Origin of the sequence: Enterobacter cloacae complex sp. P29RS, assembly GCF_014893445.1 — a bacterium.
Lineage (GTDB): Bacteria > Pseudomonadota > Gammaproteobacteria > Enterobacterales > Enterobacteriaceae > Enterobacter > Enterobacter intestinihominis.
Genome location: NZ_JADBPZ010000001.1, coordinates 70,948 through 97,709 on the forward strand (window position 1 = coordinate 70,948; position 26,762 = coordinate 97,709).

The 26,762-nt window shown below is 54.8% G+C and carries 20 protein-coding genes; 14 read left to right on the forward strand and 6 right to left on the reverse strand.

Going from position 1 to position 26,762, the window contains the following annotated elements; all coding sequences use genetic code 11:
* Window positions 1-206 precede the first annotated feature (206 nt).
* The 4 genes from IM282_RS00335 to adhP all read left to right on the forward strand — a co-directional run bounded on the left by IM282_RS00335 (window position 207) and on the right by adhP (window position 4,683).
* Entirely contained in the window at window positions 207-692 is a 486-nt protein-coding gene (locus IM282_RS00335) for an Hcp family type VI secretion system effector (RefSeq protein ID WP_032624212.1), read from the forward strand.
* Window positions 689-1,171, forward strand: coding sequence for a DUF2778 domain-containing protein (locus IM282_RS00340; RefSeq protein WP_022648196.1), 483 nt, complete (start codon window positions 689-691; stop codon window positions 1,169-1,171). Before IM282_RS00335 ends, IM282_RS00340 begins: the two co-directional genes overlap by 4 nt.
* A gap of 586 nt (window positions 1,172-1,757) precedes the next feature.
* On the forward strand, window positions 1,758-3,467 hold the full coding sequence (locus tag IM282_RS00345) for an ABC-F family ATP-binding cassette domain-containing protein (RefSeq protein WP_192969987.1): 1,710 nt from the start codon (window positions 1,758-1,760) through the stop codon (window positions 3,465-3,467).
* 205 nt (window positions 3,468-3,672) lie between these two features.
* A complete protein-coding gene (gene adhP / locus IM282_RS00350; RefSeq protein WP_023306254.1) occupies window positions 3,673-4,683 on the forward strand; it encodes an alcohol dehydrogenase AdhP in 1,011 nt (336 codons plus the stop codon).
* A gap of 39 nt (window positions 4,684-4,722) precedes the next feature.
* On the opposite strand, the gene IM282_RS00355 is transcribed toward adhP, so the two are convergent.
* The gene (locus IM282_RS00355; protein ID WP_022648200.1) at window positions 4,723-5,232 is read right to left on the reverse strand and encodes an Rrf2 family transcriptional regulator; all 510 of its coding nucleotides are present in this window, start codon (window positions 5,230-5,232) and stop codon (window positions 4,723-4,725) included.
* Between the two features lie 130 nt (window positions 5,233-5,362).
* Here IM282_RS00355 and IM282_RS00360 point away from each other — a divergent pair, with 130 nt between their 5' ends.
* On the forward strand, window positions 5,363-6,565 hold the full coding sequence (locus tag IM282_RS00360; protein ID WP_032624210.1) for an NAD(P)/FAD-dependent oxidoreductase: 1,203 nt from the start codon (window positions 5,363-5,365) through the stop codon (window positions 6,563-6,565).
* 39 nt (window positions 6,566-6,604) lie between these two features.
* Here IM282_RS00360 and araJ read toward each other — a convergent pair whose 3' ends face one another.
* Window positions 6,605-7,780, reverse strand: coding sequence for an MFS transporter AraJ (gene araJ / locus IM282_RS00365; RefSeq protein ID WP_192969988.1), 1,176 nt, complete (start codon window positions 7,778-7,780; stop codon window positions 6,605-6,607).
* Between the two features lie 161 nt (window positions 7,781-7,941).
* On the opposite strand from araJ, the gene ppk2 reads away from it, so the two are divergent.
* Entirely contained in the window at window positions 7,942-8,760 is an 819-nt protein-coding gene (gene ppk2, locus IM282_RS00370) for a polyphosphate kinase 2 (RefSeq protein WP_032671172.1), read from the forward strand.
* A 59-nt stretch (window positions 8,761-8,819) separates the two neighbouring features.
* On the opposite strand, the gene fdnI is transcribed toward ppk2, so the two are convergent.
* Genes fdnI through fdnG form a run of 3 tightly spaced genes read right to left on the reverse strand, consistent with a single transcriptional unit; the run spans window position 8,820 to window position 13,412 of the window.
* A complete protein-coding gene (gene fdnI / locus IM282_RS00375) occupies window positions 8,820-9,476 on the reverse strand; it encodes a formate dehydrogenase-N subunit gamma (RefSeq protein WP_003857050.1) in 657 nt (218 codons plus the stop codon).
* On the reverse strand, window positions 9,469-10,353 hold the full coding sequence (gene fdxH / locus IM282_RS00380) for a formate dehydrogenase subunit beta (RefSeq protein WP_003857048.1): 885 nt from the start codon (window positions 10,351-10,353) through the stop codon (window positions 9,469-9,471). Before fdxH ends, fdnI begins: the two co-directional genes overlap by 8 nt.
* Before the next feature lie 11 nt (window positions 10,354-10,364).
* Window positions 10,365-13,412, reverse strand: a complete 3,048-nt coding sequence (gene fdnG, locus IM282_RS00385; RefSeq protein ID WP_150311755.1) for a formate dehydrogenase-N subunit alpha — start codon at window positions 13,410-13,412, stop codon at window positions 10,365-10,367.
* A 220-nt stretch (window positions 13,413-13,632) separates the two neighbouring features.
* On the opposite strand from fdnG, the gene yddG reads away from it, so the two are divergent.
* Both yddG and ompC read left to right on the forward strand, forming a co-directional pair.
* Window positions 13,633-14,511, forward strand: a complete 879-nt coding sequence (yddG, locus tag IM282_RS00390; RefSeq protein WP_023300177.1) for an aromatic amino acid DMT transporter YddG — start codon at window positions 13,633-13,635, stop codon at window positions 14,509-14,511.
* A 625-nt stretch (window positions 14,512-15,136) separates the two neighbouring features.
* A complete protein-coding gene (ompC, locus tag IM282_RS00395) occupies window positions 15,137-16,210 on the forward strand; it encodes a porin OmpC (RefSeq protein WP_022648207.1) in 1,074 nt (357 codons plus the stop codon).
* A 44-nt stretch (window positions 16,211-16,254) separates the two neighbouring features.
* Here ompC and IM282_RS00400 read toward each other — a convergent pair whose 3' ends face one another.
* Entirely contained in the window at window positions 16,255-17,745 is a 1,491-nt protein-coding gene (locus tag IM282_RS00400; RefSeq protein WP_038416102.1) for an MFS transporter, read from the reverse strand.
* A 116-nt stretch (window positions 17,746-17,861) separates the two neighbouring features.
* Here IM282_RS00400 and IM282_RS00405 point away from each other — a divergent pair, with 116 nt between their 5' ends.
* The 6 genes from IM282_RS00405 (at window position 17,862) to narI (ending at window position 26,754) form a co-directional block, all read left to right on the forward strand.
* Window positions 17,862-18,437, forward strand: a complete 576-nt coding sequence (locus IM282_RS00405; protein ID WP_192969989.1) for a TetR family transcriptional regulator — start codon at window positions 17,862-17,864, stop codon at window positions 18,435-18,437.
* Between the two features lie 210 nt (window positions 18,438-18,647).
* On the forward strand, window positions 18,648-20,033 hold the full coding sequence (locus tag IM282_RS00410; RefSeq protein WP_058646716.1) for a NarK family nitrate/nitrite MFS transporter: 1,386 nt from the start codon (window positions 18,648-18,650) through the stop codon (window positions 20,031-20,033).
* Window positions 20,034-20,100: 67 nt separating this feature from the next.
* Window positions 20,101-23,841, forward strand: a complete 3,741-nt coding sequence (locus IM282_RS00415) for a nitrate reductase subunit alpha (protein ID WP_192969990.1) — start codon at window positions 20,101-20,103, stop codon at window positions 23,839-23,841.
* On the forward strand, window positions 23,838-25,382 hold the full coding sequence (narH, locus tag IM282_RS00420) for a nitrate reductase subunit beta (RefSeq protein WP_192969991.1): 1,545 nt from the start codon (window positions 23,838-23,840) through the stop codon (window positions 25,380-25,382). The genes IM282_RS00415 and narH overlap by 4 nt, the downstream gene beginning before the upstream one ends.
* Complete coding sequence (gene narW, locus IM282_RS00425) at window positions 25,382-26,077, forward strand: nitrate reductase molybdenum cofactor assembly chaperone (RefSeq protein WP_022648213.1); 696 nt, start codon at window positions 25,382-25,384, stop codon at window positions 26,075-26,077. Before narH ends, narW begins: the two co-directional genes overlap by 1 nt.
* Window positions 26,074-26,754 carry a respiratory nitrate reductase subunit gamma gene (gene narI / locus IM282_RS00430; RefSeq protein ID WP_022648214.1) on the forward strand — a complete coding sequence of 227 codons (681 nt, stop codon included), beginning with the start codon at window positions 26,074-26,076 and terminating at the stop codon, window positions 26,752-26,754. The genes narW and narI overlap by 4 nt, the downstream gene beginning before the upstream one ends.
* Window positions 26,755-26,762 lie beyond the last annotated feature (8 nt).

The window sequence follows — 26,762 nt, forward strand, 5'->3', positions numbered from 1 at the left end:
TGCTTTGTTGAAAGTCACTCATGATAATTTGGCTTTAAAAATGCAGCAGGATCGATCATTTGAAAAATGCATTCCTAATCAAAAATCTATATCCTTTTAAAATATATAAATTTTACATAACACTTCTTGCCTAACAAATAGTTTTTCTTAAGAGTTTAGTAACGTTTTGCATCACTAAATTCATTTATTGAAAAAGGAGTTTTGAAATGGCAATCCCAGCATATCTATGGCTGAAAGATGACGGCGGCGCAGATATCAAAGGCGCGGTTGATGTGCAATATCGCGAGGGCAGTATTGAAGTATTAGGATTCGGTCATGGACTGCATCTACCGACAGATAATATGACAGGAAAAATCACGGGTACGCGCATGCATAGCGCTCTGGTTTTTGAAAAGGAGTTCGACAGTTCCAGCCCTTACTTATACAAGGCTGTAGCAAAAGGCCAAACGCTAAAAAGTGCCGAGTTTAAGTGGTACAAAATCAATGATGCTGGTCAAGAGGTCGAATACTTCAACATGTTCCTTGAGAACGTTAAAGTGGTCTCAATATGCCCGGTGATGCATGACGTAAAAAATCCAGCAATGGAAAAACATAATCATTTAGAAAATATTTCCCTCCGTTACGAGAAGATCACATGGCGACACTGTGACGGTAATATCATCTTTGCTGATTCCTGGAATGACAGATCATGAATCTCCTACAGTGCTTTTTCCACCTCAACGGAGGTACGTACGCTACTTTGTCTGTGCCCGGAGTTGGCTTTTTTCCTGCATTTTCAGGGAATGGTGACGCGACGAACCGTGCAGAAAGCGCAAATATACCTGATATCGGCCCACTCCCACCTGGTCGCTATTACATACTTTTACGTGGATTAGGGGGTTGGTATACTCAAACTAAGGATAGTGTTAACGCATTTTTCACCGGTTCGAATCGGAACGAATGGTTTGCATTATATCGCGATGACGGATTGATAAATGATGAGACTTTTGTGAAAGGCGTAAGGCGAGGTGAATTCCGGTTACACCCTATCGGGCCATCTGGCATAAGTAAGGGTTGTATTACACTTTATAGTCAGAGCGATTTTAAGATTCTGGCATCAGCCTTACTTCGAACTGGAGGGCAGCAATTGGGAAACTACATGATTGCACATGGCGTTGTGCAGGTCTATTAATGAAGGCGGCATTCCTTGTGTTGTTGTGGTGTATAGCCGTGTTTCTATCAATGTTCACACTCTACAAGATTGTTCCACCAGAAACGCAGTACGATTTTGTGGAGCTTTTTGGAATATATGGCGACGAAAGGATAATGGATTTTGTTTTGTATGTTTTCTTCGGCATGGCCATATTCATTGCGTCTGTAATCACGCTATCCCTGTATATGCTTATACGAAAAAGATGATTCTGGGCAGCGACGCTGCCCTTCCTTTTATCACATCACGCGCTTAGTTCTGTATCCGCAACCGAAGATATCGCTTTTTGCCGCAGTAGTATGTTCATTCTATGAAAATGTTGTATAGTGATGGTTACTAATAATCACTTAACTTATAAGGAGGCCAATTATGCTGTACTGTGAAATTTTCAATGTTTCACATACATTTGGTGATCGCACCAGCTCAAGCGTTATCGGTATCGTGCTGCGATAACTTCCGCTTGAGCGAAGACACCAACCCCTGAAATCCCTTCTCTCGGGCTTACTGAGTTATCGTCAGCGATGTTTGACGAGGCATAAACATGCCTGTAACTCTTGGGTAAGCAACAATGAGCACTTTACTCACTGCACAATCTTTACGTGTTGATACGGCGTTTGGCACGCTATTCGACTCCCTCTCCTTTACGCTGAAAAAAGGCGACCGCATTGGCCTGCTGGGCGACAACGGCTGCGGCAAAAGTACGTTGCTGAAGGTGTTGGACGGCACAGACTCCCCTGCTGCCGGAACCGTCGCATTGGCCGGATACTGTCTGATGGCGCGCGTTGAGCAACACCTGCCAGAAGCCATTTATCCCCTGACCATGCTGGATGCCGTGCTGGCGCAACTGCCCGCGACTGAACGCGAGAGTCTGCACTGGAAAGCTGAAACGCTGCTGGCGGGTATGGGCTTTACACCGCAGGACATGGCCTTAACGTCGGCAACGCTGAGCGGCGGGCAGCACACGCGTCTCCTGCTGGCGCGGGCGCTGATCGGCGATCCAGATCTGTTACTGCTGGACGAACCGAGTAACCACCTCGATTTGCCGACCCTGCTCTGGCTGGAACAGTTTTTACAGAACTGGTCCGGCAGCTTTGTGCTGGTCTCACACGACAGGCAACTATTGGATGCCGTCACCAACGGCAGCTGGATCCTGCGCGATAAGATGTTGCACTACTTCGCCCTTCCCTGCACCGCCGCGCGTCAGGCGCTGGTAGCCAAAGACGAAAGTGATGCGCTGCGGCATAAGGCGGAGCAAAAGGAGATTGATCGCGTAACCGCCAGTGCCAGACGGCTGGCCACCTGGGGCAAGGTCTACGATAACGAAGATCTGGCCCGCAAAGCCAAACAGATGGAAAAGCAGGTCGAACGGCTTAAGGAGAGTCAGACAGAGCTCACCGCAGGCAGTCCGTGGACATTAACCCTGCGCGGTGACGCCCTGCGGGCAGACCGGCTACTGGAGATGGAAAACCTAAGCGTAGCGCCTGAGCCTGGCCTGTCTGAGCTGTTTCACGTCGACATTGCGCGGCTTAGAAGTGGCGATCGCGTGGCTATCGTCGGGCGTAATGGCTGCGGCAAATCATCACTGATGAAGCTTATCTGGCGGCATTTCTCAGGTGAACCTTCAGAGGCTGGCCTGAAACTTCATCCTCGCGTGTCGCCAGGCTATTACGATCAGACGCTGAATCAGCTTTCGGAGGAGGCAACAATCTTTGACGCACTGGAGCCTTTCGCGCCAGATCCGCAGACCCGTAAAATGGCCCTCATCAGTGCCGGGTTCCCGTGGGCGCGTCACGGACAAAAAGTCAGTACGCTGAGCGGTGGGGAACGTTCGCGCCTGCTGTTCATCGGCCTGACGCTTGCTCGCTATAGCCTTCTGATGCTGGATGAGCCAACCAACCACCTGGACATGGAAGGCAAAGAGGCGCTGGCGGAAACACTGCAACAGTTTGAAGGCGGAGTGCTGCTGGTGAGCCACGATCGTCAGTTAATTAGCCAGAGTTGTAACCGCTACTGGCTGATTGAGGACGGCAGGCTTAGCGAATGGCACGATGCGGAGGCGGTGTTTGAGCGCCTGCGTGCGAGCACCGGTCCGGTGGTGCCTGAGGCGTCGAAGACTGCATCGAAGGCACCACCTTCAGCGTCTGACGATCTGCTCGGACGCCTGGTTGCCCTGGAAATGCTGCTGGAAGAGGATTTGGCGCGCAAGCCAAAACACCAAAAACCGCAGTTGCAGGCGCAATGGCGAAGAGAGATTGAGGAGATAGAAGCCCAACTATAAATCTGTACCCGGCGGTCGTTACGCCGGGTTTTTTACGTTAGCGTTTTCCCCTACTGATTATTAGAGGATCACCGTATTCTTAATCTGAAACTGAATTAATTGATGACATTATGTTGCGGTTGCCTTGCATTACAGCGCCAAAGTATTAATCCTTAATGGGTATTACACCTGCTATGCAGATACTCATTAGTAAAAGGAGAAACACATGAAGGCTGCTGTTGTCACTCAGGATCATCAGGTTAACGTTACAGAGAAAACCTTACGCGCGCTCAAACATGGTGAAGCGCTGCTGAAGATGGAGTGCTGTGGCGTTTGCCATACCGATCTCCATGTTAAAAATGGCGATTTTGGCGACAAGACCGGGGTGATCCTCGGCCATGAAGGGATTGGTATTGTCAAAGAGATTGGTCCGGGCGTCACGTCACTGAAAGTTGGCGATCGTGCAAGCGTGGCATGGTTCTTCGAAGGCTGTGGCCACTGTGAATATTGTAATACCGGCAACGAAACTCTGTGCCGTGACGTAAAAAACGCGGGTTACTCCGTCGACGGCGGCATGGCAGAAGAGTGCATCGTGACCGCGGATTACGCGGTTAAAGTCCCGGAGGGGCTGGACTCTGCGGCGGCCAGCAGCATCACCTGCGCTGGGGTCACCACCTACAAAGCGGTAAAAGTCTCTGAGATCAAACCCGGCCAGTGGATTGCGATCTATGGCCTTGGCGGTCTGGGCAACCTCGCACTGCAATACGCCAAAAATGTCTTTAATGCGAAAGTTATCGCCATTGACGTGAATGACGAGCAGTTGAAGCTCGCTGCCAGCATGGGCGCAGACTTAACCGTGAACTCCCGCAGTGAAGATGCGGCAAAAGTGATTCAGGAGAAAACCGGCGGCGCACATGCGGCAGTGGTGACGGCGGTAGCGAAAGCGGCCTTCAACTCTGCTGTTGACGCGGTTCGCGCCGGAGGCCGCGTGGTGGCTGTTGGCCTGCCGCCGGAAGCGATGAGCCTGGATATTCCACGTCTGGTCCTGGATGGGATTCAGGTGGTGGGCTCTCTGGTGGGTACTCGTCAGGATCTGCTCGAAGCCTTCCAGTTTGCGGCTGAAGGTAAGGTGGTTCCGAAAGTCACGATGCGCCCACTGGAAGATATCAACGCCATCTTTAAAGAGATGGAACAGGGCCAGATCCGTGGCCGTATGGTGATTGATTTACGTTCTTAACCGCGGTGGCCGGGTAGCGGGTTTGCCCTGCCCGGCCTGTCACGTAGACGAACGGCGATCGGAAATCCACTCCTGAACCTCGATCTGGAACGTGTCCGGCGCTTTTCGATACATCTTCCGCGCCAGATCCAGGATGGTATGGCGTCCTAACTCCTCTTCCATCCGCTGCTGCGCGCTGTCCATAACCGATCGCACCCCGCACGGTCCGTCACAGACCCAGGCCGGTGGCGTTTCATCAAATACCGCCAGGCGCTGACGCACTTCCCGACATTCGAACATATTCTTATCGCCGTCGATGGCGTGCGCCACGTCCAGCACGCTGATCAGCTCTGCCGGACGCGCCAGCCGGAATCCTCCCCCCTTGCCTTCGGTGCTGATAACCAGCCCCGCGCGTGACAAACGAGTGAAAATCTTCCCAAGATAGTCGTACGGTACGCCCTGCAAGGCCGCCATCTCCCGGACGCTCATCTCACGCTCATTGCCTTTTGCATCCACCATACACATCAGGCTATGAATGCCATATTCCACACCAGAACTGTAAAACGCCATGGCTCACTCCGGGTCATTGTTCGCTGCATTATAACGAATTTTAACTCAGAAAGAAGTTGTCGCAGTTAACTCCGACAAGTATAGTGGCAGTTATGTCAGACACACAGCCTGACGAACAAAAGGATCGAGTATGAAAAAGCAGATTTTAATTGTGGGTAGTGGGTTTTCCGGTATGTGGGCTGCGGTCAGCGCCGCGCGTCTTTCTGCTCTGGAAGGTAATAATAGCCTCAGCATTGCCGTGCTGGCCCCGGTGCCGGAACTGCGCGTTCGTCCACGTTTTTATGAAGAGAACGTGTCGACGATGGTCGCGCCACTGACCGAACTGTTTGCTGAGCTGGGTATTGCCTTTATTTCGGGCGAAGCACAACGTATTGATACCTCATCTAAAACCGTTTTGTATCGCGATTCAAACGGCGCCATTGCCGAAGTCAACTGGGAACGTCTGATCCTCGCAACCGGTAGCCAGACTAAACGTCCGCCGATTGCCGGTCTGACTGAATACGCATTTGATATCGACCAACTCGACTCCGCCAGGCTGTTCGAGCAACATCTTGATTCGCTGGTTTCGCGCCCCTCCACCCCAGAACGCAATACCGTGGTCGTGTGTGGCGGCGGTTTTACCGGCATTGAGCTGGCAACGGAACTCCCTGATCGTCTTCGCACCCGCTTCGGCGCCGATACAAAGACTAAAGTGATCGTAGTTGAAAGAGGTGCAACCATTGGCGGGCGTTACAGCGAGGCGCTGCGTAACACCATTGAAGAAGCAAGCAACGCTCTGGACGTTGAATGGCGTTTAAACAGTGAAATTGAAGCTATTGATGCCAGCGGCGTGACGCTGAAAAACGGAGAGCGCATTGCCAGCGCGACTGTAGTGTGGACGGCAGGGGTAGAAGCTAACCCCCTCAGCCTGCAAATTGACGGGGAACGCGACACTCAGGGACGCCTTATCGTCACCGACACGTTGCAGGTCCCTGCGCATTCGGAGGTTTACGCGACGGGTGATATGGCTCACGCCAAAACGGACGATGCGGGCAACACGGCACTGATGACCTGCCAGCACGCGATCCAGCTGGGGAAATTCGCCGGACATAACGCAGCTGCCAGCCTGTTAAATCTGGAGCCGTACCCTTACCGTCAGGTGAATTACGTCACCTGTCTGGATCTGGGTGGCTGGGGCGCGGTGTACACCGAGGGCTGGGAACAGCGTGTTAAATCCGTGCGCGAGGAAGGCAAAAAGATCAAAGTCGCCATCACCAACGAACTGATTTACCCGCCAGCAGCAGACAAAGCAGTCGCATTTGCCGCCGCTGACCCACTGGCGAAATTCGTGTAGTCCCCTCCTGTGCCCGCGACCAGCGGGCAAAGCGTGCAATCAAGCCAGCGCTCCTGCGTTGGCCTGACGCTTTTTGGCACATAAAAAACCGTACATCAACAGAGAGGTCATTGCTGAGAAGGATAAGATCGCTGCCGGAAGCGTGACATAGCTCCAGCTAAAGCCGAGCGTAATCATCATTCCACCGAAATACGCGCCTATTGCGCTGCCGAGGTTAAACGCCATTTGCCCGCCTGCGGCGCCCAGCATCTCGCCGCCTTTCGCATTTTGCAGCAGCAGTATTTGCAGCGGCGCAGAGAGCGCAAACAGCCCGGCGCAGCAGACGAACCCCATTACCAGTGAAGCTGTTTTAAGCTCGCCAAACGCGAACAGTAACAGCAGCGAAGCCACAATCACCATGTCGGTGGTGGCAGCAATGCGCAGCGGGCTAAAGCGCGACGACAGCTTGCCGCTGAAGACATTACCCAGCACCATGCCCAGCCCCATCAGCATCATGATCGCGGTCATGACGCCCTCGGAAAAGCCTGACACGTTGACCATAAACGGCTTCACGAAGCTAAACCAGGCAAACACCCCGGCATTGCCAAACATCGTTGCGGCAAAAATTAGCCACGGTTCCGGATTTTTCAGGAAGTGGAATTGTTCTGTCAGCCGGGTGGTTGTCGTGTCGTGAATGTCTGGCACCCACAGCAGAACAGAGAGGATCACCAGCGCATCAAAGACGGCAATCAAAAAGAAGGTGTAACGCCAGTTAAATTCATGTCCCAGCCAGGTCCCGAGCGGGACGCCAAGCAAATTGGCAACGGTCATCCCGGCAATCATCCCTGCTACAGCAACCGTCACCTTACCCGGTGGCGCAATTTTTGACAGGATTATCGCCCCCACACCGAAAATCGCGCCATGCGGGAAACCAGAGATTAAGCGCCCCGCCGCCAGCCCCATGTAGGTGTCAGAGAAGGTAAAGAGCGCGTTACCGACGACGCACATCGCCACCAGAAACAGCAGCGTTGTTTTCAGCGAAAATTTACTGGAGAACAGCGCCACAATCGGCGCGCCGATCACTACGCCAAAAGCGTAAAACGAAATCATATTTCCGGCGGAGGGAATCGAAATGCCCGTATCATGAGCCAGTTCTGTCAGCACGCCCATGATGCCAAATTCAGCCATCCCCAGGCCAAAGGTAGCCAGTGCTAACGAAAAAATTGTTTTTTTCATACCGCGACCACTGTTAAAAAATACGCAGCGTGCATTATTGATTAAACTTGTATGGTGAACCAGTTCAAATCAGCTTTCTGACACATTAATCCATTCATTCAGGCCGATTACACGCTTAGTACGGCCTCGATCCCGCGACCGGACCCATAGGGAGACCCGCCATGGTCAGTAAGAAGAAAACCCGTGTTGTTGATGATGTCGTTAAAAACGCGCCGCTCAAAACCAAAGCGTACGAGCAAGAGCTTCGCCGCCTCCATGTTGAACTGGTTAAGCTCCAGCAATGGGTGGTCGCCAAAGGGTTAAAGGTCTGTATTGTTTTTGAAGGGCGAGACGGCGCGGGTAAAGGCGGCGCCATCAAAGCCATCACCGAACGCGTCAGCCCCCGGGTGTTTCGCGTTGTTGCGTTACCGGCCCCCACCGATAAAGAGAAAAGTCAGCTCTATTTTCAGCGTTACGTTCCCCATCTGCCCTCTGCCGGTGAAATCGTCATTTTTGACCGGAGCTGGTACAACCGCGCAGGCGTGGAAAGAGTAATGGGTTTCTGTACCGAAGAGCAGGCCGAAAAATTTCTTGATGGAACGCCGGTAATGGAAAAAGCGATGGTCGATGCCGGTATCATATTGTTGAAATACTGGCTTGAAGTAACGCCAAAAGAGCAGGAACGCCGCCTGCGCGATCGCATTAATGATGGTCGCAAGATCTGGAAGCTGTCTCCAATGGACATAAAATCTTTCAATCTGTGGGATGAATATACCCTCGCCCGTGATGCGATGTTTAAAGCAACCGACACCGCCTGGGCGCCGTGGTTTGTGGCGCGCTCAGAAGATAAAAAACGGGTTCGGTTGAATATTATTTCGCATCTGCTTTCACAGATTCCCTATAAAGAAATTCACGTTGACAAGGTGGATTTACCGAAACGCAAGATCGGCAAAGTGAAGCCAACAAAATATCCCTTCCGGTATATTGCAGAGCGGTTTTGATACAGGGAAGCAGACCAGCACAAGCGCAGCGCCGCCGGACAATGCCGACGGCGCAAGGTTTACTTCAACCCTTCCGAACTCTCTTTTTGCGCTTCAAGACGCTCAACGTCGCGGTACCAGCGAGGATGGTGCTTCTGCGCCCAGCGGCGGCTCACCTTCCCTTCAATCATGCCTTTAATCGATCCTTTCACCCAGAATGCCATATACATATGGATCAGAATGGCGTGGATCAGAATAATGGCCGAGGTCGCGTGGATCAGCAGCGCATAACGCACCACCTGAATCGGGAAATAGTGCGCAAAATACGGACGCCAGATGATCACCCCGGTCACCAGCAGCACAAAAATCATGCTCATGATGGTCCAGAACATCATCTTCTGCCCGGCGTTATATTTGCCCACCTTCGCGACTTTATGCTCGTTGCCTTTCAGAACCTCAACAATCCCTTTTAGCCACGGAATATCCTGCTTGTCAGGGATGTTGTGATGAACGAAACGTACAAACATAAACATCAGCACCACGAAAATCAGTACGCCGAAGAACGGATGCAGAATGCGCCCCATCTGCGGTGTCCCGAAGGTTTCCGTTAGCCACTGTAGCGTCGGGAAGAAGAACGAAATGCCGGATACCGCCACCAGGAAGAAGCAGATGACCACCGTCCAGTGACAGGCGCGATCGACAAATTTTGTGCGCACTATCATTTTCGACTTACTCATGATGCTCCTCCTCGTCGTCATCCACCTCTTTATTCGGCCCGATACCGATGTAGTGATAAATCAGCCCGGCAAAGGTGGCGATAAAGCCCGCCGCTGAGAGCGGCTTAAGCGCCCCTTTCCAGAGGTTGATTGAGGTATCGATCGCCGGATCCTTCGGCAGATTGTGATACAGCTCCGGCTGGTCATTGTGGTGCAGAACATACATGACGTGCGTACCGCCCACGCCCTGCGGGTTATAAATTCCGGCCTTGTCATAGCCGCGCGCTTTGAGCTTATCCACCCGCTGCTGTGCCACTTCCAGCATCTCTTTTTTGGTGCCGAAGTGGATAGCCCCGGTAGGACAGGTCTTCACGCAGGCAGGCTCCTGTCCGACGCTGACGCGATCGACACACAGCGTGCATTTATAGACCCGGTTATCTTCTTTATTGAGGCGCGGGATATTAAACGGACAGCCTGCGATGCAGTAGCCGCAGCCGATACAGTTATCCTGCTGGAAGTCGACGATCCCGTTGGCGTACTGAATAATTGCACCCGCAGACGGGCATGCCTTCAGGCAGCCCGGATCTTCACAGTGCATACAGCCGTCTTTACGGATTAGCCACTCAAGCTTGCCGTTCTGGTCGGTTTCGCTAAAGCGCATCACCGTCCAGGACTTGGCGCTCAGATCAGCCGGGTTATCGTAAACGCCAACGCAGTGCCCCACCTCGTCGCGGATATCGTTCCACTCCGAGCAGGCCACCTGGCAGGCCTTACAGCCCACGCAGGAGGAGACATCGATCAGCTTGGCGACTTCTGCCTTGTAGTCCCGCGCGCGAGGCGCGGGCGTTATCGGGTTGGTCGCGGAGCGTTTAATAATGTCTTGTGTTTCCATCGCCATTTAATCGCTCCTTACGCTTTCTCGATGTTGACCAAAAACGCTTTATACTCCGGCGTTTGCGAGTTGGAATCGCCGACGTTTGGCGTCAGGGTATTGGCGATGTAGCCTTTCTGCGCCACCCCTTCAAAGCCCCAGTGCAGCGGGATACCGACGGTTTCTACCTGCTGGCCGTGTACGTTCAGACTTTGCAGACGACGGGTGACCACCGCTACCGCGCGAATAAAGCCGCGCTTGCTGCTCACCGTCACGCGATCGCCATTGGCAATGCCTTTCGCCTTCGCCAGCGTTTCGCTTATCTCCACAAACTGTTCCGGCTGCGCGATGGCGTTAAGCCGCGCATGTTTGGTCCAGGTATGGAAATGCTCGGTCAGGCGGTAGGTAGTTCCGACATACGGGAACTTGTCCTTTTTACCTAAACGCAGCACGTCATCTTCATAGATACGCACTACCGGGCTGGAGACCACGTTCGGGTGCAGCGGATTAGTGCCGAGCGGCGTTTCCATCGGCTCGTAATGTTCCGGGAACGGCCCTTCCGCCAGCTTGTCGATGGCAAACAGACGTCCCAACCCTTCCGGCTGCATGATAAACGGCCCGGTGTTGCTGCCCGGCGCGGCGGTGCTGAAGTCCGGGATATCGTTCCCCGTCCACTTCGTGCCGTTCCACTCGATCAGCATGCGTTTCGGATCCCACGGCTTACCGTTCACGTCTGCGGAGGCACGGTTGTACAGTACGCGGCGGTTTAACGGCCACGCCCATGCCCAGCCCAGGGTATTACCCAGGCCTGACGGATCGGCGTTATCGCGGTTGGCCATCTGGTTACCCTGCTCCGTCCAGCTGCCGGTGTAGATCCAGCAGGACGAGGCCGTGGTGCCGTCGTCACGCAACAGCGCGAAGCTATTGAGCAACTGGCCTTTCTTCGCCACCAGATTGCCGTTGGCATCGTACAGGTCGGCCAGCGCCACGCCGTTGTTCTCTTTTGCCACCTCTTCGGACTCAGGATGATCCGGCTGCTTGTAGTTCCAGCTCATCTTCAGCAGCGGCTCTGCGCCTTTGCCGCCTTCGGTGCGGTACATTTCGCGCAGACGATGGTAAATCCCGGCCAGAATTTCGCCGTCATTACGCGCTTCACCCGGCGCATCCTGACCTTTCCAGTGCCACTGTAGCCAGCGGCCAGAGTTGGCAATAGAACCGTCCTCTTCCGCAAAGCAGGTCGATGGCAGTCGGAACACCTCGGTCTGAATGGATGCCGGATCGACATCGTTAGACTCGCCGTGGTTCTGCCAGAACGTAGACGTTTCGGTGACCAGCGGATCGATAACCACCATGTACTTCAGCTTGCTCAGGCTGCGAACGACTTTGTTTTTATCCGGGAATGACGCCACCGGGTTAAAGCCCTGGCAGATATACCCCGTGACGTCGCCCTTATCCATCATGTTGAAATACTTGATGACATCGTAAGCCTGATCCCATTTTGGCAACCACTCAAAGCCCCAGTCATTCTCTTTCTGCGCCGCATCGCCGTAGAACGATTTCATCAGACTGACGGCAAACTTCGGATAGTTACTCCAGTAGTTCACCTGGTCCGGACGCGTCGCTTTTGGCGTGTTGGCGTCAAGCCAGCTTTGCCAGTCGGTCTGCTTCTCCGACGGCAGGGTCAGGTAACCCGGCAGGCTGGTCGACAGCAGGCCGAGATCGGTTAAGCCCTGAATGTTGGAGTGTCCGCGCAGGGCGTTCACGCCACCACCGGCCATCCCCATGTTGCCGAGCAGCAGCTGGATCATCGCCATGGTACGGATGTTCTGCGCGCCCACGGTATGCTGCGTCCAGCCCAGCGCGTACAGGAAGGTGGTTGTTCTGTCAGCGGCACTGGTGGAGGCCAGCACTTCACATACTTTCAGGAAGTCTGCTTTCGGCGTACCGCAGATGTTTTCCACCACGTCTGGCGTATAACGGGAAACATGCTGTTTCAGCAAGTTCCACACGCAGCGCGGATCGGTCAGGGTCTCATCGCGTTTCGCGTAGCCGTTTTCGTCGAACTGATAGTTCCAGGACGATTTATCGTACTGACGTTTCTCTGCGTCATAGCCGCTGAACAGGCCATCTTCGAAGGCGAAATCTTCCCGTACCAGCAGGCCGGCATTGGTGTAATGCTTAACGTATTCCGCGTTAATCTTATTGTTTTCGATCAGGTACAACAGCACGCCGGAAAGGAACGTAATATCCGTACCGGAGCGGATCGGCGCATAAATATCAGCCACCGATGCCGTACGCGTAAAGCGTGGATCGACGACAATCAGCGTCGCATCGTTGTTGTTTTTCGCTTCCATCGCCCAGCGGAATCCCACCGGATGGGCTTCAGCGGCGTTACCGCCCATCACCACCACGACGTTTGCGTTTTTGATATCAACCCAGTGGTTGGTCATCGCACCGCGACCAAATGTTGGAGCAAGACTTGCTACCGTTGGTCCGTGTCAGACGCGCGCCTGGTTATCAACCGCCAGCATGCCGAGGGAGCGCACAAATTTTTGCGTCAGCATGCCGGTCTCATTACTTGCCGCAGACGCACACAGCATCCCGGTGGAGGTCCAGCGGTTTACCGTAACGCCCTGCTCGTTCTTTTCAATAAAGTTGGCGTCGCGATCCGCTTTCATCAGTTTTGCAATACGTGAGAAGGCCTCGTCCCAGGAGATGCGCTGCCATTTATCAGAGCCCGGCGCACGATATTCCGGATAGCGCAGACGGTTTTCACTGTGGACGTAGTCCAGCAGCCCCGCCCCTTTCGGGCAAAGCGCCCCGCGGCTCACCGGATGGTCCGGGTCCCCTTCAATATGATAAATCGCTTCTTTGGCGTTCTTCGCGCCATCACCCAGGCTATACATTAATAGCCCACAACCCACGGAGCAGTATGTGCAGGTGTTACGGATCTCTTTCGCGCGCAGCAGTTTATAGTTGCGTGCCTGAGCCAGCGCCATTTTGGGAGCGAATCCCAGCATTGCGGCTGTTGTTCCGGCCATACCGCCCGCGCAGATTTTAAAAAATTGTCTGCGGCTGACGTCCATTGCTGTCCTCGTTATCTGATAAGACTTCGCGCCGCAAACTAACAGCAAAGCCCCTGTTTTTTTTGCGTCAAATCAAGGTCGCCGAACTTCGCCCCCTTAATAGTCACCGCCGGTATGATTTATTACTCCTTTCGGGTTAACCGCGAAACAGAAAATTCGCCTGGTGAATGGGTTAGATGCTATAAGTTTACCCTTTGATTTTTATGAGACTGGCAGGGTAATGGACAGAAAAAGAGCAACGCTGATTGGCCTGGTGGCCATACTGCTGTGGAGCACCATGGTGGGTCTCATCCGCAGCGTCAGTGAGGGACTTGGCCCGGTGGGGGGCGCAGCGATGATCTACACCGTCAGCGGATTATTGTGTCTGGCGACGGTAGGTTTCCCTGATATTAAACGGTTTTCGAAAGGCTATCTCATTGCGGGCAGCGTCCTGTTTGTCAGCTATGAAATGTGCCTTGCCCTGTCGCTTGGCTTTGCCGCGACGCGCTCGCAGGCAATTGAGGTGGGCATGGTCAATTATCTCTGGCCAAGCCTGACGATTTTGTTCGCCATTTTGTTCAACGGACAAAAATCCACCCTGTGGGTGATCCCCGGCTTAGCGATCTCCCTGTTGGGCGTGGGCTGGGTCTTAGGCGGCGAAAACGGGCTGCACGTTCACGACATCATGCAGAACATCGTTTCCAGCCCGCTGAGCTACGGGCTGGCATTTGCCGGTGCCTTTATCTGGGCCGCCTACTGCACCGTCACCAGCAGGTATGCCAGAGGGCAAAATGGCATTACTCTTTTCGTCCTGCTGACCGCCCTGAGCCTGTGGGTCAAATATGCCGTCAGCGACCAGCCCGAAATGGTATTTAGCGTGCCGGTAGTCGTGAAGCTGTTGATGTGTGGTGTTGCCCTTGGCTTTGGCTACGCCGCCTGGAACATTGGGATCCTCCACGGTAACGTCACGGTGCTTGCGGCCGTCTCCTACTTCACCCCGGTACTCTCTGCCGCGCTGGCGGCTATTATGCTGAGCTCTCCGCTTTCATTCTCATTCTGGCAAGGTGCATTAATGGTTTGCGCCGGATCATTACTTTGCTGGTATGCCACCCGCAAATAGCATTTTTATTTTTACCGGGCACGAATTATGCCCGGTAAAAATTAACATTATTTTAATATGTGATCACAGTAAAGAATATTATTTATAACATTCGTATGTATTTCTATTTCTGTATAGAGTACTCATAAAAAGTCAGATCCGTTGTGGAAATTGACATAAACTGACAACGCAGGTAATTAATTCAACCCCAATATTCCCGCACTATATAGCACATAGTGCAATAGTTTATTTCTGGATGTTTCTTTTAAAAAACAGTTGCAGGCTCTAGGATAAATCCACAAGCCACTGTTTTAAAAGTCAATAACGCGGCCAATTCCTTGACATTACCTGCCAAGCCCTTTTATCTCTCTCTAAAAACAAAAACGCATGGCAACTATTTCCAGCCTTATTATCGTGTTTTGTTAATAATCAATTTATGTATATAAATTAACCTTATTGAGCGATTTAAGGGAAATTTATCGGATCAGGATCACACTAATTGAAATTATCTTTAATATTTTGAAACTTATTATTGAAAGCAGTCTACGGAATTTTAAAAATAGTCTGCCATTGACGATAAGCCTCGTTTAAAAATCGCTCAGGTGGCTTAGGAAATACCTAAATAAAATTATAAGGGTTAGTTAAGATGAAACTTAAATTAGTTGCAGTGGCAGTGACTTCCATGTTGGCGGCTGGCGTTGTTAACGCGGCTGAAGTTTTTAACAAAGACGGTAACAAACTGGATCTGTACGGCAAAGTTACTGGTCTGCACTATTTTTCTGATGATGCTGGTAGCGACGGCGACAAAACGTACGTTCGTCTGGGCTTCAAAGGTGAAACTCAGATCAACGATCAACTGACCGGATACGGCCAGTGGGAATATGAGTTCAAGGGCAACCGCTCTGAAGCTCAGGGTTCCGACGGCAACAAAACCCGTCTGGCCTTCGCTGGTCTGAAATTCGATGAATTCGGTTCCTTCGACTACGGTCGTAACTACGGTGTTGCTTATGACATCGGCGCATGGACTGACGTTCTGCCAGAGTTCGGTGGCGATACCTGGACGCAGACTGACGGCTTCATGACCGGTCGTACCACTGGCGTTGCCACCTACCGTAACACCGACTTCTTTGGTCTGGTTGACGGCCTGAACGTGGCTGCCCAGTACCAGGGTAAAAACGACCGTTCAGAGATCACCGAATCCAACGGTGACGGCTGGGGTCTGTCTTCTACCTATGAATTCGACGGCTTCGGTGTGGGTGCGACCTACGCGAAATCTGACCGTACTGACCGTCAGGTTCGTGCTGCAAGCAACCTGAACGCCGGTGGCGAAAACGCAGAAGTCTGGGCTGCTGGCCTGAAGTACGATGCGAACAACATCTACCTGGCAACCACCTACTCTGAAACCCGCAACATGACGGCGTTCGGTAGCGGTCACGTTGCCAACAAAGCACAGAACTTCGAAGTTGTGGCTCAGTACCAGTTTGACTTCGGTCTGCGTCCATCCATCGCTTACCTGAAATCCAAAGGTAAAGACATCGGTTCTTATGGCGACCAGGACCTGGTTGAATACGTTGACGTTGGCGCGAGCTACTACTTCAACAAAAACATGTCCACCTACGTTGATTACAAAATCAACCTCGTGGATGACAGCCAGTTCACCAAAGATGCCAAAGTGGCTACCGACAACATCGTGGCTGTAGGTCTGACCTACCAGTTCTAAGAGGTGTTAGTTCAAAAGGCCAGCCCTCGCGGCTGGCCTTTTTTTTACTGCTGCCCTCCGACCTTCGCCAGACTAAACCAGATCCCGATCGCCAGAATCATCAGCATGGCTCCCGCACTGCCCAGGGCCACGCTGTGCGAGGTGATGAACGCGGTTTTCGCCGCCGTCATCACCGGCTCGGCCAGTGACGGCGTCAGCTCCTGCGCGACCTTCATCGCTTCACCGATGGACGACGAGGCTTTATCGGTCAGCGATGCGCTCAGCCCCTGCGGCAGTACAATTGACGCCGAAAAGCTGCGGGTTAACAGCAGACCGAAAATGGCGATCCCGAGACCAGCGCCCAGCTCGTAGGACATGGTTTCGATCGCGCCTGCCGCGGCCGCTTTCTCTTTCGGCGCGGCAGCCATGATCGCTGACGTCGATGCCAGCAGTGCGCTGGCGGCACTGAAGCCCAGCAGCACCATCAGGCTCCACGCCTGCCACTGTTGGGTGCTGAAATCGAGCGTCGACAGGCCGATAAAACTGATCGCGCTTAGCCCCATGCCTCCGGCCGCGACAATGCGCAGCCCCAGACGCCCGACCAGCACACCCGCGATCGGCCCGCTAAATCCGCTCGCCACCATCACCGGCAGCATAAATATCCCTGCTTCAAACGGCGTAAAACCATGCACGAACTGCAACTCCTGCGCCATCAGCAGTTCAAAGCCCACCAGCGCAATCATGGCGGTCATCGCCATGACCACGCCGCTTAAAATAATGCGATGGCAAAACAGACGCATGTCGATCATTGGCACGCGCGCGCGCAGCTGGATACGGACGAAAATAAACAGCATCACCGCCCCGGTAAGCAGCGTAGAGGCCACCATCCACGGCGACAGCACCCCTTTCAGGGCGGTTTTGGCGCTGTAGACCAGCAGTAAAATGGCGACAATCAGCATAATGGCATGGCTGATATTGAGCGGCTGCTCGGGCCGACCCTGCTGAGCAGGCACAAAGTGCGCAGCAAGCGAAACCACGATCAGCACGATCGGCACGTTAATCAGGAAGACCGAACCCCAGTAAAAGTGCTCCAGCAGCATGCCGCCAATCAGCGGGCCAAACGCCGCGCCGCCCGACCCAACGGCAGCCCAGACGCCAAGGGCGATGTTACGGTGCCGCACGTCAATAAACAGCGTGCGGATCCCTGCAAGCGTAGCCGGAATGATCATCGCCGCGCCAATCGCCAGCGACGCGCGGGCGGCAATCAGCCAGCCCGCGGACGGCGCAAAAGCCGCCGCTAACGATGACAGGCCAAACAGCACGCTGCCGATCATCAGCAGGCGCTTAAAACCTATGCGATCGCCCAGTGCGCCCATCGGCAGCACCATCCCCGCCATCACCAGCGAGTAAATATCAATAATCCACAGCAATTCGTTGCCGCTGGCACCCAGCGTCATGCTCAATGTTGGCGCCGCCACGTGCAGCACCGTCGCGTCAATCGCCACCGGGATATACACCAGCACGATAATCACTAACGCTAACCACTGACGAAACATAAATTTCCTTTTCATTTAAAAACTGGACACATGTCCAGATTGCGATCCTACGTAAAGTTGAACACTTGTCCAGCTCTTTGTTACACTCGTTTCGTTGCCATTGAGAGTGAGAAATTATGCGTTATCTGAGCAAGGACGAGCGGCGGGAAGAGATCCTACAGGCCGCAATGCGCGTGGCGCTGACCGAAGGATTCGCTGCGATGACCGTGCGCCGAATCGCTACCGAAGCGGGCGTCGCCACCGGGCAGGTGCATCACCACTTTGCGTCGGCCGGCGAGCTTAAATCGCTGGCGTTTGTCAGGCTGATCCGCGATTTGCTGGATGCTGAAATCGTTGGCGAAAACGCAGGCTGGCGCGAGCGCCTGCATGCCATACTCGGCAGCGATGACGGTGGGTTTGAGCCCTACATTCGACTGTGGCGGGAGGCGCAAATTCTCGCCAGCCGGGATAGCGATATCAAAGGCGCTTACGTTTTGACCATGGAGATGTGGCACCAGGAAACGGTCGCAATTATCCGCGCCGGGGCGGAGGCCAACGCCTTTACGCTTGCTGATCAGCCGGAAAATATCGCCTGGCGTTTAATTGGTCTGGTATGTGGCCTGGATGGCATATATGTCTTAAATATGCCTGAAATGGACGACGCGGCATTTAATAAGCATCTGGATAAACTTATCTCCCTCGAATTGTTTTAATACTCCCATCGGAGTATTAATTTCTGCAAATAGTTACAATTAGTAACACATAAAGCGAACCCTGATTCCCATTCCAAACTCAGGGATTCGCTTTTTTATCTATCCTTTCAGATGTATCCCATAACATCCTATAAATTTCATAAACCACTGACAGGTATCTTTCTGTTTTTCCTTCTTTTTTCTCTCCACTTCGGTAAGCAAGAGGGTGATATGTCACATCAAAGCGAGAAGAGTAATCAGCATCTGTTGAGTAACTGGAAACCGGAAAACGCGCAATTTTGGGAGAATAAAGGGAAACATATCGCACGAAGAAACCTGTGGATTTCCGTGGCGTGTTTGCTTCTGGCGTTTTGCGTCTGGATGTTGTTTAGCGCTATTGCGGTAAATCTTAATAAGGTCGGATTTAATTTCAGCACCGATCAGCTTTTTATGCTAACGGCATTACCTTCTCTCTCCGGCGCGATATTGCGTGTCCCCTACTCTTTTATGGTGCCGATATTTGGCGGGCGTTACTGGACCGTGTTAAGCACCGTTATCCTGGTCGTACCCTGTGTCTGGCTTGGGATCGCCATCCAGAATACCGCCACGCCCTATTGGATCTTCATCATCATCGCACTGCTGTGCGGTTTTGCCGGTGCCAACTTCGCTTCCAGCATGGGAAACATCAGCTTCTTCTTCCCGAAAGCCAGACAGGGCAGCGCACTGGGCATTAACGGCGGGCTGGGTAACCTGGGCGTGAGTGTGATGCAGCTGGTTGCGCCGCTGGTGATTTTCCTGCCGATGTTTACCTTCCTCGGCGTGCACGGCGTACCGCAGGAGGATGGCTCGACGATGTGGCTGGCGAACGCGGCGTGGATCTGGGCGCCGCTGCTGATTCTGGCCACCATTGCGGCGTTTTTTGGCATGAATGACATCGCCAGCTCGAAAGCGTCCATTGCCAGCCAGCTTCCGGTGCTTAAGCGCTTTCATCTCTGGCTGCTGAGCCTGCTTTATCTGGCAACCTTCGGCTCGTTTATCGGTTTCTCGGCAGGCTTTGCCATGCTGTCGAAAACCCAGTTTCCGGACGTTAATATCCTCCACCTCGCCTTCTTTGGCCCACTGATCGGCGCCCTGGCGCGTTCGGCTGGCGGGATGATTTCAGACAGGCTGGGCGGCGTAAGGGTGACGCTGATCAACTTCGTCTTTATGGCCATCTTTAGCGCCCTGATTTTCCTGACGCTCCCCGGGTCTGGTTCAGGCAGCTTTATCGCCTTCTATCTGGTCTTTATGGGCCTGTTTCTGACCGCAGGCCTGGGTAGCGGCTCGACCTTCCAGATGATCGCGATTATCTTTCGCCAAATCACCCTCGACCGCGTGAAAAAACAGGGCGGGAGCGATGAACAGGCACAGCATGAAGCGGTGACCGAAACGGCTGCGGCGCTGGGCTTTATCTCTGCCATCGGTGCGGTGGGCGGGTTCTTTATTCCCAAAGCCTTTGGCACCTCCCTGGCGATGACCGGTTCCCCGGTGGGCGCCATGAAAGTCTTCCTCGTGTTTTACATCGTCTGCGTGCTCGTCACCTGGCTGGTGTACGGCCGCAAATCCTCACAAAAATAATAACTACCTCTTCGCCGGAGCGTGATGCCTCACCCTCCGGCCATGTTATCGAAGCAGGAGAAATGTCATGAGCAAACTGTTGGACCGCTTCCGTTACTTCAAAACAAAAGGCGACAGTTTCGCCGATGGGCACGGCCAGGTGTACCACACCAACCGAGACTGGGAGGACAGCTACCGTCAGCGCTGGCAGTTCGACAAGATTGTGCGATCCACCCACGGCGTTAACTGCACCGGCTCCTGTAGCTGGAAGATTTATGTCAAAAATGGCCTGGTGACATGGGAAACCCAGCAGACCGACTACCCGCGTACCCGCCCCGACCTGCCTAACCACGAACCGCGCGGCTGCCCGCGTGGCGCAAGCTACTCCTGGTATCTCTACAGCGCCAACCGTCTCAAGTACCCGCTGGTACGCCGCAGGCTGATCGAACTCTGGCGCGAGGCGCTGGCGCAGCATACCGATCCAGTACTGGCCTGGGATGCCATTCAGAACGATCCACAGAAAGCGCAAAGCTACAGAAAGGCGAGGGGTAAAGGCGGGTTTATCCGCTCAAACTGGAAAGAGCTTAACCAGCTGATTGCTGCCGCCAACGTCTGGACCATCAAAAATTACGGCCCGGATCGGGTAGCCGGTTTTTCCCCTATCCCGGCCATGTCGATGGTCTCTTATGCCGCCGGTACGCGCTATCTCTCCCTGCTCGGCGGCACCTGCCTGAGCTTCTATGACTGGTACTGCGATTTGCCTCCGGCATCGCCGATGACCTGGGGCGAGCAGACCGACGTGCCGGAATCGGCGGACTGGTACAACTCCAGCTATATCATTGCCTGGGGCTCGAACGTGCCGCAGACGCGTACCCCGGACGCCCACTTCTTTACCGAAGTGCGTTACAAAGGCACCAAGACCGTCGCCATTACGCCGGACTTCTCGGAGGTGGCGAAGCTCAGCGACCAGTGGCTGGCCCCCAAACAGGGTACCGACAGCGCCCTCGCCATGGCGATGGGGCATGTGATCCTCAAAGAGTTCCACCTTGATAACCCGAGCGATTACTTCCTCAACTATTGCCGCCGCTACACCGACATGCCGATGCTGGTCCTGCTGGATGAACAGGCTGACGGTCGCGTGGTGCCGGGCCGCATGCTGCGCGCGTCGGATCTGGCCGACGGGCTGGGTGAAACCAATAATCCGGAGTGGAAAACCATCGCCTTTGACGTCGCCGGAAATCTGGTGGCGCCGAACGGCTCTATCGGTTTCCGCTGGGGCGAAAAAGGCAAATGGAACCTGGAGTCGCTGGCCGCGGGACACGAGACCGAGCTGACGCTTTCCCTGCTCATCACCCACGACAGTGTGGCAGACGTGGCCTTCCCTTACTTCGGGGGCAACGAGAACCCGCATTTCCGCAGCGTGAAGCAGGAGCCGGTGCTGACGCGCCGCGTACCGAGTAAAACCCTGACGCTGGCCGACGGCAGCCAGAGACGCGTGGTCAGCGTGTACGATCTGGTGCTCGCAAACTACGGCCTCGATCGCGGTCTGGAAGACAGTAACGCGGCGGCAAACTACGCCGAGATCAAAGCCTACACCCCGGCCTGGGGCGAACAAATTACCGGCGTCCCCGCTTACCTGATAGAAAAAATCGCCCGTGAATTTGCCGACACGGCGCACAAAACCCATGGTCGTTCGATGATCATCCTCGGGGCCGGTGTGAACCACTGGTACCACATGGACATGAACTACCGCGGGATGATCAACATGCTGGTCTTCTGCGGCTGCGTCGGGCAAAGCGGCGGCGGCTGGTCGCACTATGTCGGCCAGGAGAAGCTGCGCCCGCAAACCGGCTGGCTGCCGCTGGCCTTCGCACTGGACTGGAACCGTCCGCCGCGCCAGATGAACAGCACCTCTTACTTCTACAACCACGCCAGCCAGTGGCGCTATGAGAAGCTCACCGCACAGGAGCTGCTTTCTCCTCTTGCAGACGCGTCGAAATTCACCGGTCACCTGATTGATTTCAACGTCCGCGCCGAGCGCATGGGCTGGCTCCCTTCCGCGCCGCAGCTCAACCTCAACCCGCTGCACGTTAAGGCCCGCGCCGACGCCGCCGGGATGTCGCCGCAGGATTACACCGTGCAGGCGTTAAAATCGGGCGATATTCGCTTTGCCTGCGAACAGCCGGACAACGGCAAGAACCACCCGCGCAACCTGTTTGTCTGGCGTTCTAACCTGCTTGGCTCGTCCGGAAAAGGCCATGAGTACATGCTCAAATACCTGCTTGGCACCGAGAGCGGGATTCAGGGCGAGGATTTAGGCTCAACGGATGATGTCAAACCTGAAGAGGTGGAATGGCAAACCGCCGCCATTGAGGGCAAGCTGGATCTGCTGGTGACGCTCGATTTCCGTATGTCCAGCACCTGCCTGTTCTCCGATATCGTCCTGCCGACCGCCACCTGGTATGAAAAAGACGATATGAATACCTCGGACATGCATCCGTTTATTCACCCGCTCTCTGCCGCCGTTGACCCGGCGTGGGAGTCCCGCAGCGACTGGGAGATCTACAAAGGCATCGCCAAAGTCTTCTCTGAAGTGTGCGTCGGGCATCTCGGCACCGAAACTGACGTGGTGCTACAGCCGCTACAGCATGACTCCCCGGGGGAACTGTCGCAGCCTTTTGATATTCTGGACTGGCGCAAAGGCGAGTGCGATCTCATCCCCGGTAAAACCGCGCCAAACATTGCGGTCGTCGAGCGCAACTATCCGGAAACCTACGAGCGCTTCACTTCTCTCGGTCCGCTACTGGACAAGCTCGGCAACGGCGGAAAAGGCATATCGTGGAACACGCAAAACGAAGTCGATTTCCTCGGCAAGCTCAATTACGTCAAGCTCGACGGCCCGGCCAAAGGCCGACCGCGCATTGAAACCGCCATTGACGCTTCAGAGGTGATCCTCGCCCTTGCGCCGGAAACCAACGGTCAGGTCGCGGTCAAAGCCTGGGAGGCCCTCGGCGAACTGACCGGGCGCGATCACACCCATCTGGCGCTGAACAAAGAAGACGAGAAAATCCGCTTCCGCGATATTCAGGCGCAGCCGCGCAAAATTATCTCCAGCCCAACGTGGTCCGGCCTTGAGAGCGAGCACGTGTCGTATAACGCAGGCTATACCAACGTTCACGAGCTGATCCCGTGGCGCACGATTTCCGGCCGCCAGCAGCTGTATCAGGATCACGCCTGGATGCGCGCCTTCGGTGAAAGTCTGGTGGCCTATCGTCCACCGATTGATACCCGCAGCGTCACCCATATGCGCGAGATCCCGCCGAACGGCTTCCCGGAAAAAGCGCTTAACTTCCTGACGCCGCACCAGAAATGGGGCATTCACTCCACCTACAGCGAAAACCTGCTGATGCAGACCCTGTCACGCGGGGGGCCAATCGTCTGGATCAGCGAAACCGACGCGCGCGAGCTGGGGATTGAGGACAACGACTGGATCGAAGCCTTCAACGCCAACGGCGCCCTCACCGCCCGCGCGGTGGTTAGCCAGCGCGTGCCGCCGGGCATGACCATGATGTACCACGCTCAGGAGCGCATTCTGAACATTCCGGGGTCAGAAGTGACCGGACGGCGCGGCGGGATCCACAACTCGGTCACCCGCGTCTGTCCGAAACCGACCCACATGATTGGCGGCTACGCGCAGCTGGCGTACAGCTTTAACTATTACGGCACCGTCGGCTCGAATCGCGACGAGTTCATTATGATCCGCAAAATGAAAAACATTAACTGGCTGGACGGCGAAGGTCGGGATCAGGTTCAGGAGGTGAAAAAATGAAAATACGCTCACAGGTTGGCATGGTACTGAATCTCGATAAATGCATTGGCTGCCACACCTGCTCGGTCACCTGTAAGAACGTCTGGACCGGGCGCGAAGGGATGGAGTATGCGTGGTTTAATAACGTCGAAACCAAACCGGGTATCGGCTATCCGAAAAACTGGGAAGATCAGGATGAGTGGCAAGGCGGATGGATCCGCAGTATTCACGGCAAGCTGACCCCGCGCCTCGGCGGAAAAATGGGCGTCCTGTCGAAAATTTTCGCCAACCCCGTGTTGCCGCAGATTGACGATTACTATGAACCTTTCACCTTCGATTACCAGGATCTGCACCGCGCCCCGGAGGGGGAACACCTCCCTACCGCCCGCCCCCGCTCGCTGATTGACGGTAAGCGGATGGATAAGATCGTCTGGGGACCGAACTGGGAGGAGCTGCTGGGCGGCGAGTTCGAAAAACGCGCCCGCGACCGAAACTTTCAGAAGATCCAGAAAGAGATGTACGGTCAGTTCGAAAACACCTTCATGATGTACCTGCCGCGCCTGTGCGAGCATTGCCTCAACCCGAGTTGCGTTGCCACCTGCCCGAGCGGTGCGATTTACAAACGCGAAGAGGACGGCATTGTGCTGATCGACCAGGACAAATGCCGCGGCTGGCGACTGTGCATCAGCGGCTGTCCGTACAAGAAAATCTACTTCAACTGGAAAAGCGGCAAGTCAGAGAAGTGCATCTTCTGCTATCCGCGCATCGAGTCCGGCCAGCCGACCGTCTGCTCAGAAACCTGCGTTGGACGCATCCGCTACCTTGGCGTGCTGTTGTATGACGCGGACCGTATTGAAGAGGCGGCCAGCACCGAGCATGAAACCGATCTGTATGAGCGCCAGTGCGACGTGTTCCTTAACCCGAACGATCCGGCGGTGATTGAAGAAGCCCTGAAGCAGGGCATCCCGCAGAACGTCATCGACGCAGCGCAGCGTTCCCCGGTTTACAAAATGGCGATGGACTGGAAGCTCGCCCTGCCGCTGCATCCGGAATACCGCACCCTGCCGATGGTCTGGTATGTGCCGCCGCTGTCACCGATTCAGTCCTACGCGGACGCGGGTGGTCTGCCGCAGAGCGACGGTGTACTGCCTGCGGTCGAAAGCCTGCGCATCCCGGTGCAATACCTGGCAAATATGCTCAGCGCGGGCGATACCGGCCCGGTGCTGCGCGCTCTGAAGCGCATGATGGCGATGCGCCACTACAAACGCTCCCAGACCGTGGAAGGCGTGACCGATACCCGCGCCATTGATGAAGTGGGCCTGACCGAAGCGCAGGTTGAGGAGATGTACCGCTATCTGGCCATCGCTAACTACGAAGACCGCTTCGTGATCCCGACCAGCCACCGCGAAATGGCGCGCGACGCCTTCCCGGAGAAAAACGGCTGCGGCTTCACCTTCGGTGACGGCTGTCACGGCTCCGACACCAGGTTCAACCTCTTCAACAGCAGCCGCATCGACGCGATCAACATTACCGAGGTGCGCGATCACGGGGAGGGAGAATAATGCAGATCCTTAAAATCATCGCGCTACTGATTGAGTATCCCGATGAGCTGCTTTGGGATAACCGTGAAGAAGCGCTTTCCCTGGTGGAACAGGATGCGCCCATGCTACTGCCGTTTGCGCAGCAGCACCTGAGCGCCCCGCTGCTGGATAAGCAGGCCGAATGGTGTGAAGTTTTCGAGCGGGGGCGCGCGACTTCACTACTGCTGTTCGAGCACGTTCACGCCGAGTCCCGCGATCGCGGTCAGGCGATGGTCGACCTGATGAGCCAGTATGAGAAAGCCGGGCTGGAGCTGGATTGCCGCGAGCTGCCGGACTATCTGCCGCTCTATCTGGAATATCTCAGTATCGTCAGCGACGACGAGGCGCGTGAAGGGCTGCAAAACGTCGCGCCTATACTGGCGCTGATTGGAGGCCGCCTGAAACAGCGCGAGGTAGCGCATTACCAGCTGTTTGACGCCCTGCTGTCGCTGGCGGAAACACGGCTTTCCAGCGACAGCGTGGCGAAACAGGTATCCGGTGAAAAACGTGATGATACCCGTCAGGCGCTGGACGCCGTGTGGGAAGAGGAACAGGTCAAGTTTATCGAAGACAACGCCACATCGTGCGACAGTTCGCCGATGCAGCAATATCAACGACGCTTTAGCCAGGACGTCGCGCCGCAGTACGTGGACGTCAGCGCCGGAGGCCCAAAATGACTCATTACCTGAACGTGTTTTTCTATGACATTTATCCGTACATCTGCGCCACCGTCTTCTTCCTCGGCAGTTGGTTGCGCTACGACTATGGGCAGTACACCTGGCGGGCGTCATCAAGCCAGATGCTCAGCAAGCGCGGGATGAACTGGGCTTCGAACCTGTTTCATATTGGGATTCTGGGGATCTTCTTCGGGCACCTGTTCGGCATGTTAACCCCGCACTGGATGTACGCCTGGTTTTTACCCGTCGCGGTTAAACAGCAGTTAGCCATGATTGCGGGAGGTATTTGCGGGGTGCTGACGCTGATCGGTGGGTCGATGCTTTTGATCCGACGCCTGTTCAACCAGCGGGTGCGCGCCACGTCCACCACGCCGGATATTATCATCATGAGTATCCTGCTGCTTCAGTGCATCCTTGGGCTGTCGACCATTCCTTTCTCCGCTCAGTACCCTGACGGAAGCGAGATGATGAAGCTGGTCGGCTGGGCGCAGGGTATCGTCACGTTTAAGGGCGGCTCGTCGGAAATGCTGAGCGGCGTCGCGCCGATCTTCCGCGTGCATCTGGTGCTGGGGATGACGATCTTCCTCATCTTCCCGTTCACCCGCCTGGTGCACGTGTGGAGCGCGCCGTTTGAGTACTTCACGCGTCGGTATCAGGTGGTGAGATCGCGCCGTTGATTTGTCGG

Excerpts from the sequence above, each read along its gene's own strand:
- IM282_RS00335 (WP_032624212.1), top strand. The coding sequence starts at position 207 with ATGGCAATCCCAGCATATCTATGGCTGAAAGATGACGGCGGCGCAGAT.
- IM282_RS00340 (WP_022648196.1), top strand. The coding sequence starts at position 689 with ATGAATCTCCTACAGTGCTTTTTCCACCTCAACGGAGGTACGTACGCT.
- IM282_RS00345 (WP_192969987.1), top strand. The coding sequence starts at position 1,758 with ATGAGCACTTTACTCACTGCACAATCTTTACGTGTTGATACGGCGTTT.
- adhP (WP_023306254.1), top strand. The coding sequence starts at position 3,673 with ATGAAGGCTGCTGTTGTCACTCAGGATCATCAGGTTAACGTTACAGAG.
- IM282_RS00355 (WP_022648200.1), bottom strand. The coding sequence starts at position 5,232 with ATGGCGTTTTACAGTTCTGGTGTGGAATATGGCATTCATAGCCTGATG.
- IM282_RS00360 (WP_032624210.1), top strand. The coding sequence starts at position 5,363 with ATGAAAAAGCAGATTTTAATTGTGGGTAGTGGGTTTTCCGGTATGTGG.
- araJ (WP_192969988.1), bottom strand. The coding sequence starts at position 7,780 with ATGAAAAAAACAATTTTTTCGTTAGCACTGGCTACCTTTGGCCTGGGG.
- ppk2 (WP_032671172.1), top strand. The coding sequence starts at position 7,942 with ATGGTCAGTAAGAAGAAAACCCGTGTTGTTGATGATGTCGTTAAAAAC.
- fdnI (WP_003857050.1), bottom strand. The coding sequence starts at position 9,476 with ATGAGTAAGTCGAAAATGATAGTGCGCACAAAATTTGTCGATCGCGCC.
- fdxH (WP_003857048.1), bottom strand. The coding sequence starts at position 10,353 with ATGGCGATGGAAACACAAGACATTATTAAACGCTCCGCGACCAACCCG.
- yddG (WP_023300177.1), top strand. The coding sequence starts at position 13,633 with ATGGACAGAAAAAGAGCAACGCTGATTGGCCTGGTGGCCATACTGCTG.
- ompC (WP_022648207.1), top strand. The coding sequence starts at position 15,137 with ATGAAACTTAAATTAGTTGCAGTGGCAGTGACTTCCATGTTGGCGGCT.
- IM282_RS00400 (WP_038416102.1), bottom strand. The coding sequence starts at position 17,745 with ATGTTTCGTCAGTGGTTAGCGTTAGTGATTATCGTGCTGGTGTATATC.
- IM282_RS00405 (WP_192969989.1), top strand. The coding sequence starts at position 17,862 with ATGCGTTATCTGAGCAAGGACGAGCGGCGGGAAGAGATCCTACAGGCC.
- IM282_RS00410 (WP_058646716.1), top strand. The coding sequence starts at position 18,648 with ATGTCACATCAAAGCGAGAAGAGTAATCAGCATCTGTTGAGTAACTGG.
- IM282_RS00415 (WP_192969990.1), top strand. The coding sequence starts at position 20,101 with ATGAGCAAACTGTTGGACCGCTTCCGTTACTTCAAAACAAAAGGCGAC.
- narH (WP_192969991.1), top strand. The coding sequence starts at position 23,838 with ATGAAAATACGCTCACAGGTTGGCATGGTACTGAATCTCGATAAATGC.
- narW (WP_022648213.1), top strand. The coding sequence starts at position 25,382 with ATGCAGATCCTTAAAATCATCGCGCTACTGATTGAGTATCCCGATGAG.
- narI (WP_022648214.1), top strand. The coding sequence starts at position 26,074 with ATGACTCATTACCTGAACGTGTTTTTCTATGACATTTATCCGTACATC.